This is a genomic window from Salinicola sp. CPA57 (assembly GCF_003206035.1).
Taxonomy (GTDB): Bacteria; Pseudomonadota; Gammaproteobacteria; order Pseudomonadales; family Halomonadaceae; genus Salinicola; species Salinicola socius.
The window spans coordinates 69,026-85,387 of sequence record NZ_PZJR01000016.1; the positions used below are offsets into that span (position 1 = coordinate 69,026).

Annotated in this window: 14 protein-coding genes; 4 read left to right on the forward strand and 10 right to left on the reverse strand. The window is 60.6% G+C overall.

The features are described from left to right. Positions 1 to 47 precede the first annotated feature (47 nt). Complete coding sequence (locus DOM36_RS17025) at positions 48 to 1,028, reverse strand: TRAP transporter substrate-binding protein (protein WP_110643796.1); 981 nt, start codon at positions 1,026 to 1,028, stop codon at positions 48 to 50. A 458-nt stretch (positions 1,029 to 1,486) separates the two neighbouring features. Then, positions 1,487 to 2,158, reverse strand: a complete 672-nt coding sequence (locus tag DOM36_RS17030; protein ID WP_110643797.1) for a GntR family transcriptional regulator — start codon at positions 2,156 to 2,158, stop codon at positions 1,487 to 1,489. Between the two features lie 101 nt (positions 2,159 to 2,259). On the opposite strand from DOM36_RS17030, the gene DOM36_RS17035 reads away from it, so the two are divergent. Then, the gene (locus DOM36_RS17035) at positions 2,260 to 2,724 is read left to right on the forward strand and encodes a heme-binding protein (protein WP_075571185.1); all 465 of its coding nucleotides are present in this window, start codon (positions 2,260 to 2,262) and stop codon (positions 2,722 to 2,724) included. Between the two features lie 115 nt (positions 2,725 to 2,839). Continuing rightward, positions 2,840 to 3,478, forward strand: a complete 639-nt coding sequence (locus DOM36_RS17040; protein WP_110643798.1) for a hypothetical protein — start codon at positions 2,840 to 2,842, stop codon at positions 3,476 to 3,478. Positions 3,479 to 3,720: 242 nt separating this feature from the next. On the opposite strand, the gene DOM36_RS17045 is transcribed toward DOM36_RS17040, so the two are convergent. The 3 genes from DOM36_RS17045 to DOM36_RS17055 form a co-directional block, all read right to left on the reverse strand. Then, positions 3,721 to 4,386, reverse strand: a complete 666-nt coding sequence (locus tag DOM36_RS17045; protein ID WP_075571187.1) for a response regulator transcription factor — start codon at positions 4,384 to 4,386, stop codon at positions 3,721 to 3,723. Between the two features lie 388 nt (positions 4,387 to 4,774). Continuing rightward, complete coding sequence (gene acs, locus DOM36_RS17050; protein WP_075571188.1) at positions 4,775 to 6,727, reverse strand: acetate--CoA ligase; 1,953 nt, start codon at positions 6,725 to 6,727, stop codon at positions 4,775 to 4,777. A 261-nt stretch (positions 6,728 to 6,988) separates the two neighbouring features. After that, positions 6,989 to 7,588 (reverse strand): SprT-like domain-containing protein, encoded by a 600-nt coding sequence (locus tag DOM36_RS17055; RefSeq protein WP_232823903.1) that lies wholly within the window; start codon positions 7,586 to 7,588, stop codon positions 6,989 to 6,991. A 79-nt stretch (positions 7,589 to 7,667) separates the two neighbouring features. On the opposite strand from DOM36_RS17055, the gene DOM36_RS17060 reads away from it, so the two are divergent. After that, the gene (locus DOM36_RS17060) at positions 7,668 to 8,354 is read left to right on the forward strand and encodes a YecA family protein (protein WP_075571189.1); all 687 of its coding nucleotides are present in this window, start codon (positions 7,668 to 7,670) and stop codon (positions 8,352 to 8,354) included. A gap of 66 nt (positions 8,355 to 8,420) precedes the next feature. Here the strand turns inward: DOM36_RS17060 and DOM36_RS17065 are convergent, their stop codons facing one another. Then, positions 8,421 to 9,548, reverse strand: a complete 1,128-nt coding sequence (locus tag DOM36_RS17065) for a phosphatidylserine/phosphatidylglycerophosphate/cardiolipin synthase family protein (RefSeq protein WP_110643799.1) — start codon at positions 9,546 to 9,548, stop codon at positions 8,421 to 8,423. A 207-nt stretch (positions 9,549 to 9,755) separates the two neighbouring features. Here DOM36_RS17065 and plsB point away from each other — a divergent pair, with 207 nt between their 5' ends. Continuing rightward, a complete protein-coding gene (plsB, locus tag DOM36_RS17070) occupies positions 9,756 to 12,176 on the forward strand; it encodes a glycerol-3-phosphate 1-O-acyltransferase PlsB (RefSeq protein WP_075571191.1) in 2,421 nt (806 codons plus the stop codon). Positions 12,177 to 12,204: 28 nt separating this feature from the next. On the opposite strand, the gene DOM36_RS17075 is transcribed toward plsB, so the two are convergent. From DOM36_RS17075 to DOM36_RS17090, 4 genes are all read right to left on the reverse strand, one after another. Then, positions 12,205 to 13,005 carry an ABC transporter permease gene (locus tag DOM36_RS17075; protein ID WP_075571192.1) on the reverse strand — a complete coding sequence of 267 codons (801 nt, stop codon included), beginning with the start codon at positions 13,003 to 13,005 and terminating at the stop codon, positions 12,205 to 12,207. A gap of 26 nt (positions 13,006 to 13,031) precedes the next feature. After that, complete coding sequence (locus DOM36_RS17080) at positions 13,032 to 13,919, reverse strand: ABC transporter permease (RefSeq protein WP_075571193.1); 888 nt, start codon at positions 13,917 to 13,919, stop codon at positions 13,032 to 13,034. Continuing rightward, a complete protein-coding gene (locus DOM36_RS17085) occupies positions 13,900 to 15,036 on the reverse strand; it encodes an ABC transporter ATP-binding protein (protein ID WP_075571194.1) in 1,137 nt (378 codons plus the stop codon). Before DOM36_RS17085 ends, DOM36_RS17080 begins: the two co-directional genes overlap by 20 nt. 187 nt (positions 15,037 to 15,223) lie before the next feature. After that, complete coding sequence (locus DOM36_RS17090) at positions 15,224 to 16,336, reverse strand: extracellular solute-binding protein (RefSeq protein WP_075571195.1); 1,113 nt, start codon at positions 16,334 to 16,336, stop codon at positions 15,224 to 15,226. Between the last annotated feature and the right edge of the window lie 26 nt (positions 16,337 to 16,362).

The window sequence follows — 16,362 nt, forward strand, 5'->3', positions numbered from 1 at the left end:
CGCAGCCCGACCGCGCCCCGATCAGCGGACGCGGCCAGGCCCGCGAGTTAACTGGCAGGTTGCAGTTCACGCACCTTGTCGAGCATCCCCTGGCCACCGTCGACGTCCTTGATGAACTTGTCGTAGACCGGCCTGGAAGCATCGATGAAGGCCTGACGATCGACCTCGTTGATCTCGAGACCGGCATCGCGCATCTTGGCAAGCGTCTCCTCGTCGAGCTTCGCCCCCTGCTCGAGCGCGTAGGATTCCATCTCCACGGCGGTCTGCTGGAGCACCTCACGCACATCTTCGGGCAGGCGGTTCCAGCTCAGCCCCGCGGTCACGAAGGCAGGGGTATAGATGTGATCGGAGAGCGAGAGGTATTTCTGCACTTCCTGGAGGCGCGAGGCATAGGTCTGGACCAGCGGGTTTTCCTGGCCGTCCATCGCCCCTGTCTGCAACGCGACGAACACTTCCGAGAGCGCCATCGGCGACGGGTTCGCACCGTAGCTCTTGAACATCTCGACCCGCCAAACGCCCTGGGGCACGCGCAGCTTGATGCCCGAAAGATCGGCCGGCGTCTTGATCGGGCGAACGTTGTTGGTGATCTGGCGGAAGCCGTTCTCCCAGACACCGATGATGTGGTAGCCGCGACTCGCAGCCACGGGGTAGAGCTGAGGCCTTACCACCTCGTCGCGCACCTTCGCCATGTGGTCGCGATCCGCGATGAGATAGGGCATTTCGAACAGCGCAAACTGCGGTGCCACGCTACTCATGACGGTCGAAGGCAGCGCCAGGTCGACCGTGCCCAGCTTGAGCTTCTTCAGCAGTTCCGAGTCGCCGCCCAACTGGCTCGAGCCGTAGACGACCACCTTGGCTTCACCCGCGAGTTTTTCGTTGGCGCGCTTGGCGAATTCCTGGGACACATCGGCGAACAGCGAGCCCGGCTCGCCAACATGAGCAAACTTGACCTGAACTTCCTGAGCACCGGCGTGGTTGACGCCGGCCATCAGTGCTATCGCCAACAGTCCTGCTTTGAGACTTTTCATCACTGGCGTCCTTCCGTCTTTTTATATTGGCTCGCCTGAACGATGGACCGGGGACGGTGACGGGATCCTCTCAACGTCCTTTTCCACTCCTCCCGCAGTGCGAGTACCATGGGATCCTGCCCGCGAATTATGAATTCATAATTCAATTGGAACCAATCCAACATTTGTCTATTGGCGTAAAGTCTCAACGCTAAGCATTTAAAATTAGCGAGTTACCTAAGACCAGGTGTCGAGATTAGCCCCAACACAATGAATTCATTTTAAATTATGCCGGTCGGCGCAAAAATTATGGAAGGGAAGCAATAGGAAGGCGGTGACGCCGATAATGCATCACCGATCAAGGCCGGTGTTCAAAACCCGCAGCAAGAAGATTCGCGACGGCGATCCCGTTGAAACGCCGTGCCCACGTTTCTGGAAGGTATCACGATATTGAAGCATCAATGACGATCACGCCGCGATCAGCCAGCTGTTCGTTCGTCATCGATCACGCCACTCTCCGCAGCCACCACCAGCTTGTGACGCAAGTGCTCACGCAGGATACGGCCGAGCCGCTCGCCGTCGCGGGCCAGCAAGCAGTCGATGATGGCCTCATGATCGGCGACGGCCTGGTCCCAGTAGTCACCGACCATGCGCGTGGAATAACGCACCCGCTGGATGCGGTAATTCAAGCTGCTGTGCGTCTCACGCAGCACTTCGTTACGCGATGCGACCATGATCGCATCGTGAATTCGATGATTGAGCTCGAAATAGGGGCGGATCTCCTTGCGCTTGTAGTACGCCAGCATCTGATAGTGCAGCGCCTGAATATCGGCGACCTCCTGTTCGGTGATGTAGCGACAAGCCAGTTCACCGGAGAGACCTTCCAGAGCGCCCATCACGCTGTAGGTCTCCTCCAGCATCTGACGGGTCAAGCGCATGACCCGCGCACCCCGGTTGGGTAGAAGCTCGACCATGCCCTCGGACGCCAGAACCTTGAGTGCCTCCCGTAGCGGCGTTCGGGATATGCCGAACTGCTCGCACAGCTGCTTTTCCGGAATGCGGATACCGGGAAGGAGCGACCCGTCGTTGATCATCTCACGGATACGGGCGGCGGCTTCGCCATGGAGCGTATTTTGCTGGATCTTGATCATGGTGCACTCAGAACGGTTTCAATACGCCATTCTCCCAATGGCGCATGGATCACGCCACCCAAAATGAATTATGAATACAAAGAATCGAAACGGAGGTCCGCATGGCTCGTAATGTCTATCTCACCCACCAGACACTGACCCGCACCCAAGCCCGCACCATCATTGAAGCGGCGCTGGCCTACGCCAACGCACAGGCCATGAATCCCGTCACCGTTACGGTCATGGACACCAGCGGATACCCGATAAGTTGCGACAGGGCAGATGGCTGCGCCGTTCTTCGACTGGCGGTCTCCCACGGCAAAGCCAAGGCCGCCTTGGGCTACGGACTCTCCAGCGGGACCATCGGCGACCGTAACGGGTCGCGCCCGGCATTCCTGTCGGCGGTTGCCTCGGCGTCCCGGGGCGAATTCATTCCCGTCGCCGGGGGCGTACTGGTACTCGACGCACAGGACCATGTCATCGGCGCAGTCGGCGTCAGCGGAGACAGCTCCGACAACGATGAACGAGCGGCCATCGCGGGTATCGAGGCGGCCAATCTTCGGGTCGGTCTGACACCGGAAAACTGAACGCAAGACACCCTGAGATTAAGGAAACCTTAAAAAAATCTACCGAACAGCGTTTCTTAACGGGTTTGAGGCTGATATCCTTAGCCAGCTATTAATTGCTGTGCAGGAATCGATCATGCCGACTCTTTCCTTCCGTACGGTCGCCTCGAGGGCCGGCCTCTACATCCTGTTTCTGGCAGGGCTGATGCAGGCCGTGCTGATGGTGGATGCAAGGCATGCCGTAGCGGCCGATTTCAGCGAAACCTCGCTGACCGAAATCACCCAGGCGGCATTGCTGTTTCTCTGCACTGTCCTGATGCTGATCATCCGCCAACGCGTCGGGGTGCTTCGCAACGTCAGCCTGCTGCTGGCCGCGTTCTTCGCGATATCCCTCGTGCGGGAAAACGATCTATGGCTGGATACCTATCTCTTCGATGGTGCCTGGGAATGGCTGGTCGTGCTGATGGCACTGCCCGCCCTGCTGTCGGTGCTACGCTCGCGACGCGCCTTTCTCGAAGAATTTTCGCTGATCGCCAATAGCCTGGGGTTCGGCCTGTTTGCCGGCGGTTTCCTGACGACCTATGTGTTTTCTCGCCTTTATGGACGTAGTGAGCTGTGGCATGCCCTGATGGGTGATCACTACCTGCGAATCGTCAAGGATGCAGCGGAAGAGATCACGGAGCTGACCGGTTACAGCCTGCTGCTGTTCGCCAGCGTGGAACTGCTGCTGCTGGCCAGACGGCTTCGCGATCGCAGGCTGCTCGAGGCCGGCTGATCCGGCATAGGCGGATCTGGCATAGGCGGATCTGGCATAGGCGGATCTGGCACCGGTTGATCTCATACCGGCCCTGCCAGCGGATACAAGCAGCCATACGACCTCTGTCACGCCAGTGGCCACGTTACCCGGGGCGGGAACGAGAAAGCCGCCCATCCCTGGGAGGGAGTGGGCGGCTTTCGATAGCTTCTCGATCCCGGCGTACGATACCCGACCGAAAATCAATGTGGATCGAGAAACGTCTAGTTGTCGGTAACCTTGGGTGGTTCGATCTCCAGCTTCTGAGCGGCGATCACCGCCTGGGTGCGGGAGTGAACCCCCAGCTTGCGAAGAATCGCTGTCACATGGGCCTTGATGGTGGCCTCGGAAACATTGAGTTCGTAGGCGATCTGCTTGTTGAGCAGCCCCTCGGTCAACATGTTGAGTACTCGAAACTGCTGTGGCGTCAGTGACGCGATCGCCTCCGCGAAACGCGTGTCTTCCTCATTCCCATCGCCCATGACCCCCGCCAGTTCGGGAGGCAACCAGACTTCACCTTTGAGCACCTCTCCGATCGCTTCGGCGATGGTATCCAGTGAGGCGGATTTCGGAATGAAGCCCGACGCGCCATAGTCGATGGCGCGTCGAACGACATTGACCTCTTCACTGCCGGATACTACCGTCACCGGGATATCCGGCATCTGCCCGCGCAACTGGATCAGCCCGGAGAATCCGTGAGCGCCGGGCATATGCAGATCAAGCAGGATCAAGTCGGCATCGGGATGCCGAGTGACGACCTCTGTCGTGGCCTCCATGGTGTCCGCCTCGACGATTTCCGCTTGCGGCGAAACCTGTCGCAATGCCTGATTGAGAGCCGCCCGGAAGAGTGGGTGGTCATCGGCAACGATGAATTTCTGGGCAAAAGCCATTGATTCTCCTCCGGCGCTGTCTAGATATGTGGCGAGATAGCCGGTTCACTGTCGCCATCTGGACAAGATGATTCAACTATTGATTAACAGCATGTTACCCCATGCGATCGTGGAATCCCAAGTCTCAAATCAACGGGAGGAAAATCCCAGGATAATGGCTGAGTAAACATGCCATAAAAGCGTAAAAAAAGTTCGATCGTCCTGGAAAGCTGGCGCGCTTCCCTCCCTTTGGAGCGGCACGAAAAGTACCGGGAGGAGAGCCTTTTTCAAGACAATCGAACGATAATCATCGATCAATAAAAACCAGGAAGATTTAGCTTAACTAATCATATAGTTAATACGCCGCCTGGTGGTGGGTGCACCGGTTCGCCCGGTGCACCGGGAAGCGTCATGATTTCAGATGACGGTTCTCGATCAGGTCTTCCACCACGCTGGGATCGGCAAGCGTGGAGGTATCTCCCAGGCCATCACACTCGTTGGCGGCAATCTTGCGCAGAATACGGCGCATGATCTTGCCGGAGCGGGTCTTCGGTAACCCTGGCGCCCATTGAAGCACATCGGGCGTCGCGATCGGGCCAATATCCTTGCGCACCCACTGCTTGAGTTCCTGCTTCAGCTCGTCGCTGGGTTCGACGTCATCGTTGAGCGTGACGTAGACGTAAATTCCCTGACCTTTTATATCATGCGGATAACCGACGACTGCGGCTTCGGCGACGGATTGATGAGCCACCAGGGAAGACTCGATTTCCGCCGTTCCCATCCGGTGGCCGGAGACATTCAGCACGTCGTCGATGCGTCCCGTGATCCAGTAATCGCCATCGACATCACGACGGCAACCGTCCCCGGTGAAATAGACGCCTTCGTAGGTCGAAAAGTAGGTTTGCACGAAGCGTTCGTGATTGTTCCAGATCGAACGCGCCTGCCCGGGCCAGGAATCCAGAATCACCAGATTGCCGTCGGTCGCCCCTTCCAGACGTTGCCCCTCGTTATCGAGGAGCGCCGGCTGAACGCCGAAGAACGGCTTGGTCGCGCAACCCGGTTTCAGATCGGTCGCGCCAGGAAGCGGCGTGATCATGTGGCCGCCGGTTTCGGTCTGCCACCAGGTATCCATGATCGGACAGTTCGAGTTGCCCACCACCCGATAGAACCAGTCCCAGGCTTCGGGATTGATCGGCTCGCCGACGGATCCGAGTATCCGGAGAGAGTCGCGTCGACTGTCGTCCATGATGTGCTCGCCGTGCGCCATCAGCGAGCGGATCGCTGTCGGCGAAGTGTAGAGAATCGCTACCTGGTGCTTGTCGACGATCTGCCCGATCCGTCCATGAGTCGGATAGGTCGGCACGCCTTCGAACATCAACGTCGTGGCGCCATTGGCAAGGGGACCATAGACGATATAGCTGTGGCCGGTAATCCAGCCGACATCGGCGGCGCACCAGTAAACTTCGCCGTCGTGGTAGTCGAAAACGGTACGATGCGTCAGTGCAGCGTAGAGCAGATAACCGCCGGAGGTATGCTTCAGTCCTTTCGGCGTTCCCGTCGACCCGGAGGTGTAGAGAATGAATAGCGGATCCTCGGCATTCATCGTCTCGGCGGGACAGTCGGTGTCCTGCGGGTCGACGACCTCGTCGAACCAGAGATCGCGACCCTCGTGCCACTCGATATCGCCGCCGGTACGCTTGACCACCAGCACGGAGTCGACCACATCGGTCCCCTCGCGAGTCAACGCCGCGTCGACGTTATCCTTGAGCGGAACCTGCTTGCCGCCGCGAACCGATTCATCGGCAGTGATGACCACCCGAGACTGGGAGTCGACGATACGCCCTGCCAGTGCATCGGGTGAAAAGCCGCCAAACACCACCGAGTGGACCGCGCCGATACGCGCACATGCCAGCATGGCCATGGCCGCTTCCGGCACCATCGGCATGTAGAGCGTGACCGTATCGCCCTTGCCGATCCCGAGAGACTTGAGGCCATTGGCGAGCTGCGAGACCCGCTGATGCAGCTCGCGATAGGTGATGATCTTGTGATCGTTCGGATCGTCGCCTTCCCAGATGATGGCAGGCTGATCGCCGCGCGAGTCCAGATGGCGATCGAGACAGTTGTGGGCGACATTGAGTTCGCCGTCCTCGAACCAGCGGATGTCGACATTGTCGGAAGCAAACGATGTGTTCTTGATGGTGGCTGGCTTGCGACTCCAGCTCAGGCTTTCGGCCTGCTCACGCCAGAAGCCTTCGGGATCCTCGACGGACTGACGATAGAGCGACTCGTAGCGATCGCGATCGACCCAGGCATCGGCCGCCAAGCGCTCATCGACAGGATATACGCGCTGCTGTTCGCTCATGCTCCAGACTCCCTGTTGATCGTGCTGCGTTCGTACTCGTTCGACGGTGAAAGCCTAGCCGGCTCAAGGTGATAGACCATCGACGGTCAAGTCGGTCAGCATATAACGACGGCACCGGCCACCCCCTATTAGACCTTCGTCTCAATATGTTTCGGCAAGCGTCCCCGATTCGGCCAATCCTCCGGAACCGGGCGCTGTCAGTGGCTGGCAGACGCACGCGGTTTCAGGCTTGGCGATGGCTGCGAGCCGAACGCGCCGGCGTTATCCCGACGCTTCCCGATAGGCAAACGTCAATGTCGCGCGACAATGACGACAACGATAGCGCATCCCTTTCGACACCTGTGCATGACGGCGACCGGTGAAGCGATGCAGTGTCTCGCAGCGACAGCGATAACAGTAAGGCGCGGGGCTGGCGCGAGTCACATCGAAACGATGCGTGGTGACCGGCGTCAGCCCATAGAGCTTGCGCATCACGCTCTGCCACTCATGCCCGTGGGGTCGGGCTTTGGCTCCATCCTCGAGATGAAAGACCAGCCAGTGCGCCATTTCATGAGGCACGATCTCGTCCATGAAGGCCTGCCTGTTTTCGCGCAGCAGCGTTCGATTGAAGCGCAGTCCGCCGCGCTGGTAATGCGCCTGCCCGGCGCTTCTGCCGCGTAGATCGAACCAGATTCCGGGTCTCGGTAATTCAGGATGCACTTCGCGAGCGAGCCGCCAGGCAGCGTCGGCTCGGTGCAGCAACGCCTCTTCCAGCGAGGCATGATCAAGCGCAGCCAGCGCCTGGGCATCACTTTGGCCGAGCGCGGGAGAGGCAGGAGAGGAACGCAGATGGGTCATGGGATGATAGAATGCCGGGGACATGAACGGGCGTCCAGCCCATTGAGCCTTTGCAAGATTCAGGTTGTCCATACATTCATATCGCCATGATCTGGAGCGCCGCATGCCTGACCTCTCGTCCGAATCACCGGATGACGCCATCGAAAGCCAACCGCCTCTGGGCGACGATGCGCTGGCGCGCCTCGATGACTACCTGGACGACGAACGCCTCGGTGAACAAGCGCCCGATGTTATCGCCGCCCACGGCTATCTGGTTGCGCTGGCTGTCTCTCCTCGCGACATCGAACCTAAACAGTGGATCGCCGAGCTGTTCGAAGGAGAGCCGCCGTTCGACAGCGTCGATGAGCGCGATGAGATTCTGGGCCTGCTGGAGACGCTCAAGAGCAATGCCGGCAGCATTCTGGAGCGCGGACACTGGGTCGAGCTGCCGTTCGACACCGAGCTCGACGAGGCCGGCGAGATGGCTGCCGCCATCGAGGATTGGTGCGCCGGATTCATGCAAGGCGTCTTTCTCGACGAAGGAGCCTGGTTCTCGCAGGATGAATCACACGTGGCCGCCCTGCTGCTGCCGTTCATGGCGCTATCGGGATTGTTCGATGACGAGCCGGAGATCGAGGAAATGATCGCCGAGGACGAACAGTTCGTCGCCCTGGCGCGCCAGCTGCCGGAGCTGACGCTGGATCTCTACCTGCATTTTCGGGTGCCACCGGAACCCTCTGGGGGCAAGAACAAGGGCAAGGCGGCAGGCAAGGCCTCGTCCGGCGGGCGCAAGCGCGGCCGCAAGCGCTGAGACAGCGCTGACCGTGTCTCGCCAGCGGCTCCGCCGGAGCCGCTCGATGGCGGTGTCGGCGGCGATCTACTTGAGTCGCGTCACCCAGGCATTGAGCGTGCCGAACAGCCATTCTCTCCCTCGCTGGACCCACGATCGCTCGGCCCAGCTTGCGGCATCGATACGCTCACTGGCGGCAAAGTTGCGCTCGAAAAGCTGCGCGATCTCCGCGGCAAAGTCGGCATCATCGATCTCCTGGTTGGCTTCCAGATTCCACTGCAGACTCCAGTGGTCGAAGTTGCACGATCCCAGCGATACCCAGTCGTCGACGACGCTGAACTTGGCGTGAATGAAATTGGGCTGGAATTCATAGATCCTGACGCCCGCCTTGAGCAGTCGACCGTAGAACCGCTGACCGGCGTAGCGAACGCCCGGATGATCGTGGTGGCCGCCTGCCAACAACAGGCGCACATCGATACCGCGGCGCGCAGCGCGAGCCAGCGCCCGGCGAAGGCTGAGCGTCGGCACGAAATAGGGCGTACACAACCACAGCCTGCGATGGGCGGTGCCGATGCGTCCCTGAAGCGAGACCCGAATCGCCTGATAACGATGTCCCCGCCCCCAAATGGCGCGACCGCGCATGCCGCCGGCGACGGGCTCGGTCGGCAATGAAGCCACCGGAATCGATCGCGACAAGCGCGTTCGCGTCCCTCCGCCTCTGGTCAGCGGAGAATCCCAGACCTGGGCGAACAACCGCATCCAGTCCTCGACAACCGGCCCCTGAATGCGCACGGCGACCTCGTACCAGGCGTCGACGAACTCGTCGACGATGCCGAAACCACCGGTAAACGCGGTGACGCCATCGACGATAACGAGCTTGCGATGATCGCGCATCAGATTGCCGCCCAACCGCGTCACCGACAGCGGATTGAAGAATCGCAGCTCGACCCCGCCATCCCGCAATCGCTGCCGATCGCTGTTCGTCAGGCCCATGCTGCCGACGCCATCGAGCATCAGCTTGACCTCGACCCCGCGCGCCGACGCCGCTGCCAGGGCATCGATGAAGCGCTCGGCCAGAGAGCCCGATTCCATCAGGTAGAGTTCGATCCACAAATGGCGCTGAGCGCCTTCGATGGCCTCTCGCATGGCCGGCCAGAACCGCTTGCCTTCCGGCAACAGTTCGAATCGGTTGCCGTCCCTCCACGTCACTTGCATCAACTGCCGCCTCCTTGGTCGCCGACGATTGACGCACGTTTACGGTGACAAGGAAAGCGGGTCGTTTGGGGTCATCGCTGCCGGCCAGGCTTGTCGCTATACTCGGACGTTTTGCGGACGAAATTGTCTCGATGCCGGCGCTTTTGAGACTTCAAGGAACAAGGCTTCCAATGTTCGGAGATGCAATGACCAGGGGATTCAACGATCGTGATTGAACTTCAACGACTGTGGCATCGCCTGGTCAGTCGCGTGCTCGATCGCTGGCTTGCCTTTCGCCTGGTCGAGCCGGAACCCTTCGCGCTCGATGCCACGCTGCCGACTTTCTATGTCATCGCCCGCCCTTCGCTGACCGACGAGCTGGCTGTCGAACGCCTGACCCGGGATCTCGATCTCCCCGGCGCTGGTGAATGGCACTCATTGGACCGCGCCCTGCTTCCCGGCTGCTTCGCACTGCCGCGTTTGCGGGGGAGCCGCGGGAGAATTCGAGGCCAGCATTCGGCTCATCTGCAGCAGTTGCTGGATGCGCTCGACAACGACACCACCCTGGACGCCCAATTGGTGCCGGTCAGCGTGTTCTGGAGTCGCGCACCCGGCAAGGATTTCGGCTTCTGGAAGATGATGGCCGCCGACGACTGGGCCTGGAGCGGGCGTTTACGCCGACTGCTGTCGGTGGCCGTCAACGGCCGTCATCTGGAAGCGCACTTCGGAGAGCCGATCCGGCTAAGGCCGCTGATCGACGACCCGGCCGTCACCTTGACCCAGCGCAAGGTTGCCCGGGTACTGCGCGTTCACTTCCGACGCATTCGAGCAAGAGTGCTGGGACCGGATATATCGCATCACCGCACGCTGATGCGTGGCGTGGTCGACAGCCGGCCGGTCCAGGCAGCGGTGCTGGAGGCAGTCGCGGCCAATCGCAGCACGCCGGCGCGTGAACACCGCCGCGCCGAGCGTTACGCCCGCGAAATTGCCTCCAACATGTCGTATCCGATGCTGCGCTTCTGCTATGAACTGCTAAAGCGGCTGTGGAACCGCCTCTACGATGGCGTCGATGTACACGGCCTCGACGCGGTCAAGGCCATCGCCGGCGAGCGCACGCTCATCTACGTTCCTTGCCATCGCAGCCATATCGACTATCTGCTGCTCTCCTACGTGCTCTACCGCGAGGGCTTGATGCCGCCGCACATTGCCGCGGGCCGCAATCTCGACATGCCGGTCATCGGCGCGTTGCTGCGGCGTGGCGGGGCGTTCTTCCTGCGCCGCAGCTTCAAGGACAACCGCCTCTATGCGGCGGTCTTCAACGAGTATCTGCACCGCCTGATCGCCCGGGGTCATCCGCTGGAGTATTTCATCGAAGGCGGCCGCTCGCGAACCGGTCGAATGCTCTCTCCGCGCCCCGGCATGCTGGCAATGACATTGCGCTCGTTTGCCCGGGATGCGATCCGCGACGTCGCTTTCGTGCCGGTCTACGTGGGTTACGAAAGAGTCCTGGAAAGCAACAGCTATCTGCGCGAGTTACGCGGCGGTAAAAAGAAGAAGGAGTCTCCGCTCGACCTGCTGCGGGTCCTCAAGCATCTACGCGAGCCCCATGGCCGGGTCACGGTAAGCGTGGGGGAACCCCTGTCGCTGGCGGGTTTCCTGAGTGAAACGGTTCCCGGATGGCAGGACGATCCCGTTTCGGCGCGCCCGGAATGGTTGAGTCGAGCCGTCCCGCTACTCGGGGAAACGCTGGCCCGGCGGATCAACGATGCCGCCAGTCTCAATGCCGTCTCGCTGGTGGCGATGACGTTGCTGGCCACCCCGCACCACACCATCGAATCCGACCTGTTGGCGAACCATATCGGCCTGCTGGTCAGGCTTCAGAAAAACTTGCCCGGCAGCCAGCGCTGTCAGTTGCCGACAGGCGAGCCTGCCGACTGGATCGATCAAGCGGTCAGCCTGGGTTTCGTCACCCGGCAGCCGCAGGCGCTTGGCGAATTGATCACCGCACGTCCGGAACAGGCAACGCTCCTGACCTGGTATCGCAACAACGTTCTGCATCTCTTCATGCATCTGGGGCTGGTGGCATTCGCCTTTCGCAACAACGCTGCCTTCTCGCTGGACGATCTCGATACGCTGCTGTCGCCGGCCTGGCCGTTACTGGCGCGAGAACTCTATTTCGCGCCGCCGAACGATCCCCGCGAGCGCCTGGCTTCCACGCTGGCGGCACTGACGGAGGAAGGCCTGCTGCAAGCCACCGCCAACGGCTGGCGCCGACAACCGGGACATCTCGAGTCCAGCGAACATTTGAGACTGCTGGGCCAGCCGGTGCAGCCCACGCTGGAGCGCGCCTATCTGCTGCTGGCGTCGCTGCTGCGCTATCCCAGCGGCGACCTGACCCGGGAAGCGCTTGAAGAGCACAGTCGTCAACTGGCCGAGCGACTGACACTGCTGGCAGGACTCAACGCACCGGAGTTTTTCGACAAGCGGCTGTTCAGCGGGATGCTGGAGACACTTGAGCAGCAAGGTTGGCTACGTGTCGAGAACGAGCACCTGTTCTACGACGATACGTTGCCACGCCTGCAGATGCGCAGCCGGGCACTGTTCGATCCGGAATTGCGTCATCGTCTGGTGCGATTGACGCACCAGTAGGCGCCGGCTCCAGATGGCATTCGATCCCTCAGACGATACGCCGGGCAGCTTCGCGCCGGCGCTTGAACTCATAGATCATCGCCAGTCCGACGGTGAACAGGATCATCAGCAGCGCCAGCGCGTTGACTGCTGGCGTCAGGCCGGTGCGGACCTTGGAGGCAATGTAGATCGTCAGCGTGGTGTCATAACCGGCGACGAACAGCGTGGTGTTGTAGTTCTCCAGCGACTGCAGGAACGCCAGCACCGCCGCCGACAGAATCGCCGGCCTGAGATAGGGCAGCAGAATTCGACGGAACGTCTGCCACTGGCTGGCCCCCAGGTCCAGGGCCGCGCGCTCCAGCGTGCGATCGAAGCGCTGAAGCCGAGCCGCCACCATCAGCATGACGTAGGCCGCGATGAAGGCGCTCTGGGCAATGATGGTCAGCGCGATACCGCCATTCACGCCCCAGCCGCGCCAGAAAATCAGCGTCGAGATGCCGATGATCACGCCCGGCGTCAATAGTGGCGACAGAATCAGCGCATAGATGAAGGATTTGCCGCGGCCCTCGACCGTGGTCAGGAAAAGCGCACTGGCCACGCCGATGGGGAGCGCCAGGCACAGCACGCCAGCGGCCACCAGCAGGCTGTTGACCAGCGAGTTCCACATGCCACTGTCCGCCCACAGCGCCGAGAACCACCGCAGCGTGGTACCGGTCCACGGGGTGACGGTGGGAAAACGGCTCTCGTTGAACGTCGCTGCCGCCATGATGATCAGCGGCAGAAACAGATAGATGAAGAAAACCAGCAGATAGGCCTTGAGCGCCCAGGAGAAGAATCGCGAAGAGCTCATGAAACGCTGTTCCTGTTTGGCATGGTCTATTTAGCGATGTCGCCGAGGCCGACCTTGAAAACCCGCATGATGACGGTGACGAAGACGATACACAGCACCAGCAGCAGAAAGGCGTAGGCGGCCCCCTGATTCCAGTCACCGCCCTCGAAGAACCAGTTGTAGATGATCTGCGTGAACCAGCGACTGCCCGGCGATCCCAGCAGCGCCGGTACCGCGTAACTGCCTGCCGCCAGCATGAACGTCATGATGCAGCCGGTGGCGATACCGGGCTTGGCGTGGGGAATCACGATACGCCGATGGGTTCGACCCCACCCTGCCCCCAGATCCCTCGCCGCCCGAATCTGATTGGCGTCGAGGCTTTCGATGGCGTTGTAGAGCGGAAAGACCATGAACAGAATGTAGGCATAGACCATGCCCACCAGCACGCCTAAATCTCCACTGAGAAAGCGGATCGGACGATCGATCAAGCCCAGTGCGAACAGCAGCTCGTTGAGCGGGCCGCGAAACGCGAAGATGATGTACCAGGCAAAGGTACGCAGAATTTCGTTGATCCAGAACGGGATGATCAACAACAGCAGACACAGCGCCGCCTGGCCAGGCGTCGCGACCTTGGCCAGATAGTAGGCCAGCGGATAGCTGACGATGAGCGTCAGCCCGGTGACGAGAACGCTCGACCAGATCGTCTTGAAGAAGATCGCCAGATGAATGTCGTTATTGAAAAAGGTCGCGTAGTTGGTCAACGACCAGACATCCTTCACGCCCCCACGCTCGGCCGGCAGCAGCGACGGGTGAAACGAGTAGTCGACCATCTGCCATTGCGGCAGCAACACCATCGCGATCAGCCAGATTCCCAGCAGCGAGACGATGGCCATGGTCAGCGGGAGTCCGAAGCGATTACGCAGTTGCTGCCACATCGACGGCCTCCTCGCGCGATGCTTCCACCTTGGCACCCGGCAGCACGATGGCCTGATGAGGCGAATGGTCCAGCCGGCAAACGTCCCCCACGGCCAGTTGATCGTCGAGGCCAACGCCTGCCCCGGCATGTGGCACGTGCGCGCGAACCGTCGGCCCCTGATCCAGAGCGATTTCCAGCGTCAGCCACGCGCCTTCGAAGTGCTCGCTCCGGACCACCCCGAGGAGCGGCAGATGCGTCTCGTTGATACCCCCAACTTGCCACTGCTCGGGCCGCACATAGAGTGTCGCCTCATCGCCGGGTTTGAGCGGGCTGCTGGAACGTCCGATCAACGGTAGCGCCAACCCGGCCTCCAGCGTCACCATCTCGCCCGCTACCACCGTGACGCACCCCGGAAAGCAGTTGGTTTCACCCACGAAATTGGCGACGAAATCCGTTGCCGGCTGCCGGTATAGCGTCATCGGATCGGCGACCTGCTGGATTCGCCCCTCGGACATCACGGCAACCCGGTCGGACATGGTCAGCGCTTCGCCCTGATCGTGGGTAATATAGATGAAGGTAATACCGGTCTTGCGTTGAATCGCCTTGAGTTCGGTCCGCATATGCTGGCGCAGCTTGAGATCCAGCGCCGATAGCGGCTCGTCCAGCAACAGGACGCGCGGCTCGACCGCCAGCGCACGCGCGATCGCAATCCGCTGCTTCTGACCACCGGAGAGCTCGACAACCGGCTTGTCACCACTACCGACCAGGGCTACCAGCTCGAGCAATTCATCCGCTCTACGACGGCGCTCGCGACGATCGATACCGCGAACTTCCAGCCCGAACTCGATATTCTGATAGACGCTCATCAGCGGAAAAAGCGCCAGATTCTGGAAAATCATTGCGGTAGGTCGCCGGTTGACCGGCACGCGGGTCATATCGGTGCCGCCGATGGCAACGCTGCCTTCGCTGGGAGTCAGAAACCCGCTGATCAGGTTCAACAGCGTGGTCTTGCCGCAGCCGGAGGGGCCAAGAAAGCTGAAGAACTCGCCTGACTCGATCTCCAGAGAAGTCGGCTGAATCGCCGTGAAATCACCAAACCGCATCGCGACTTGGTTCAAGGATACGCGACCGTCCATGACGCCCTCTTCGAGTAATTCGGCTGCCTATCCGCCATTGAACGTTCGCTGACGGTCAGCGTCTCGAGTCCGAATATCGTGCGACATTCCCCTCGAGACCGGCTGACAATGAGCATGGGTGGCGCTCGTCGTTCGAAAACGTGAATCGCGTTCGTCATTAGCAAAATGACGCTCGACAGCCGTGCAATCAAGCCGACAGATAACGGTCCTGATATTCGTTGCGCAACGCCACATACCAGGGATCCTGGACCGGCCACCACCACAGATTGTCCAGATCCTGCTGAGTGTAGGAGTTCTGGAAGAACTGACGCGTCGCTTCTGGCAACAGATCCTCGGCACCCACCGCCGTCGAGTTATAACCGGTGGACTTGACGAACATCGCTCCCGCTTCCGGGGTGTAGTACCAGTTGATCAGCTCGTAAACCGCATCGACATTGCGCGCATTTTGGGGAATCACGAACCCCTCCATCCACGCCAGCGCCCCTTCCTTGGGTGCGCCGTAGGCGATCGGCTCGCCTTCGGTCTGTAGCCGGAAGGCGGTGCTGTCCCATGTCTGGCCGATCATGGCGCCGTTGGTACGGAAAGCACCCTGCGCTTCGTTCTCGGTCGACCAGAACTGGATCACCATGTCCTTGTGCTTGACGGCCTCGGCCAGAATGACATCGAAGTTGGCACGCATCGCTTCTTCGGTCTTGAACGACTCGAGCAATGGCCTGGGAAGCTTGCCCTGCGCTTCCAGCCACAGGCCGATGCCCACCAGGGCGGAATGCGCGCGTACCGTCACCCCAGGGCCGATTTCCGGGTTCCAGAGATCACCGTAACTCAGCTGGGCGCGGTCGATATCCGTGTACCGTGTGTTGTAGGCGATGGCCTCGGTGCCCCAGTCCGACGGCGCGAAATAGCGCTTGCCGTCGACCATTCCACCGACTTCCGATCCCTTCAACGCGGTATCCAGGCAGCCATCCCAGTGAATGCGTGACGTATCCAGCGGCTGAATCAGCTGGTAATCCAGATAACCCGGGACGCGGTCCACGGTCGGCATGATCACGTCGAATCCGGAGCCATCGGTGGCCCGCAACGAATTCATCAGTTCGTCATTGGTGCCGTAAGGGGTAAACGTCGCCTTGATGCCCGTCTTGGCCGTGAAATCCGACAGCATTTCATCGGTGAAATAGCCCGCCCAGGCATAAATGCGCAGCACCTGATCCTGGGCGAAGGCGCGATTGATATAGAACGGTACCGAAGCGGCGGCACTGGCAGCCGCAGCGCCCTGCAAGAAGCGACGACGGGAAAGGGTCATCGAAGGTCTCCTGTTGTTTGTCGATC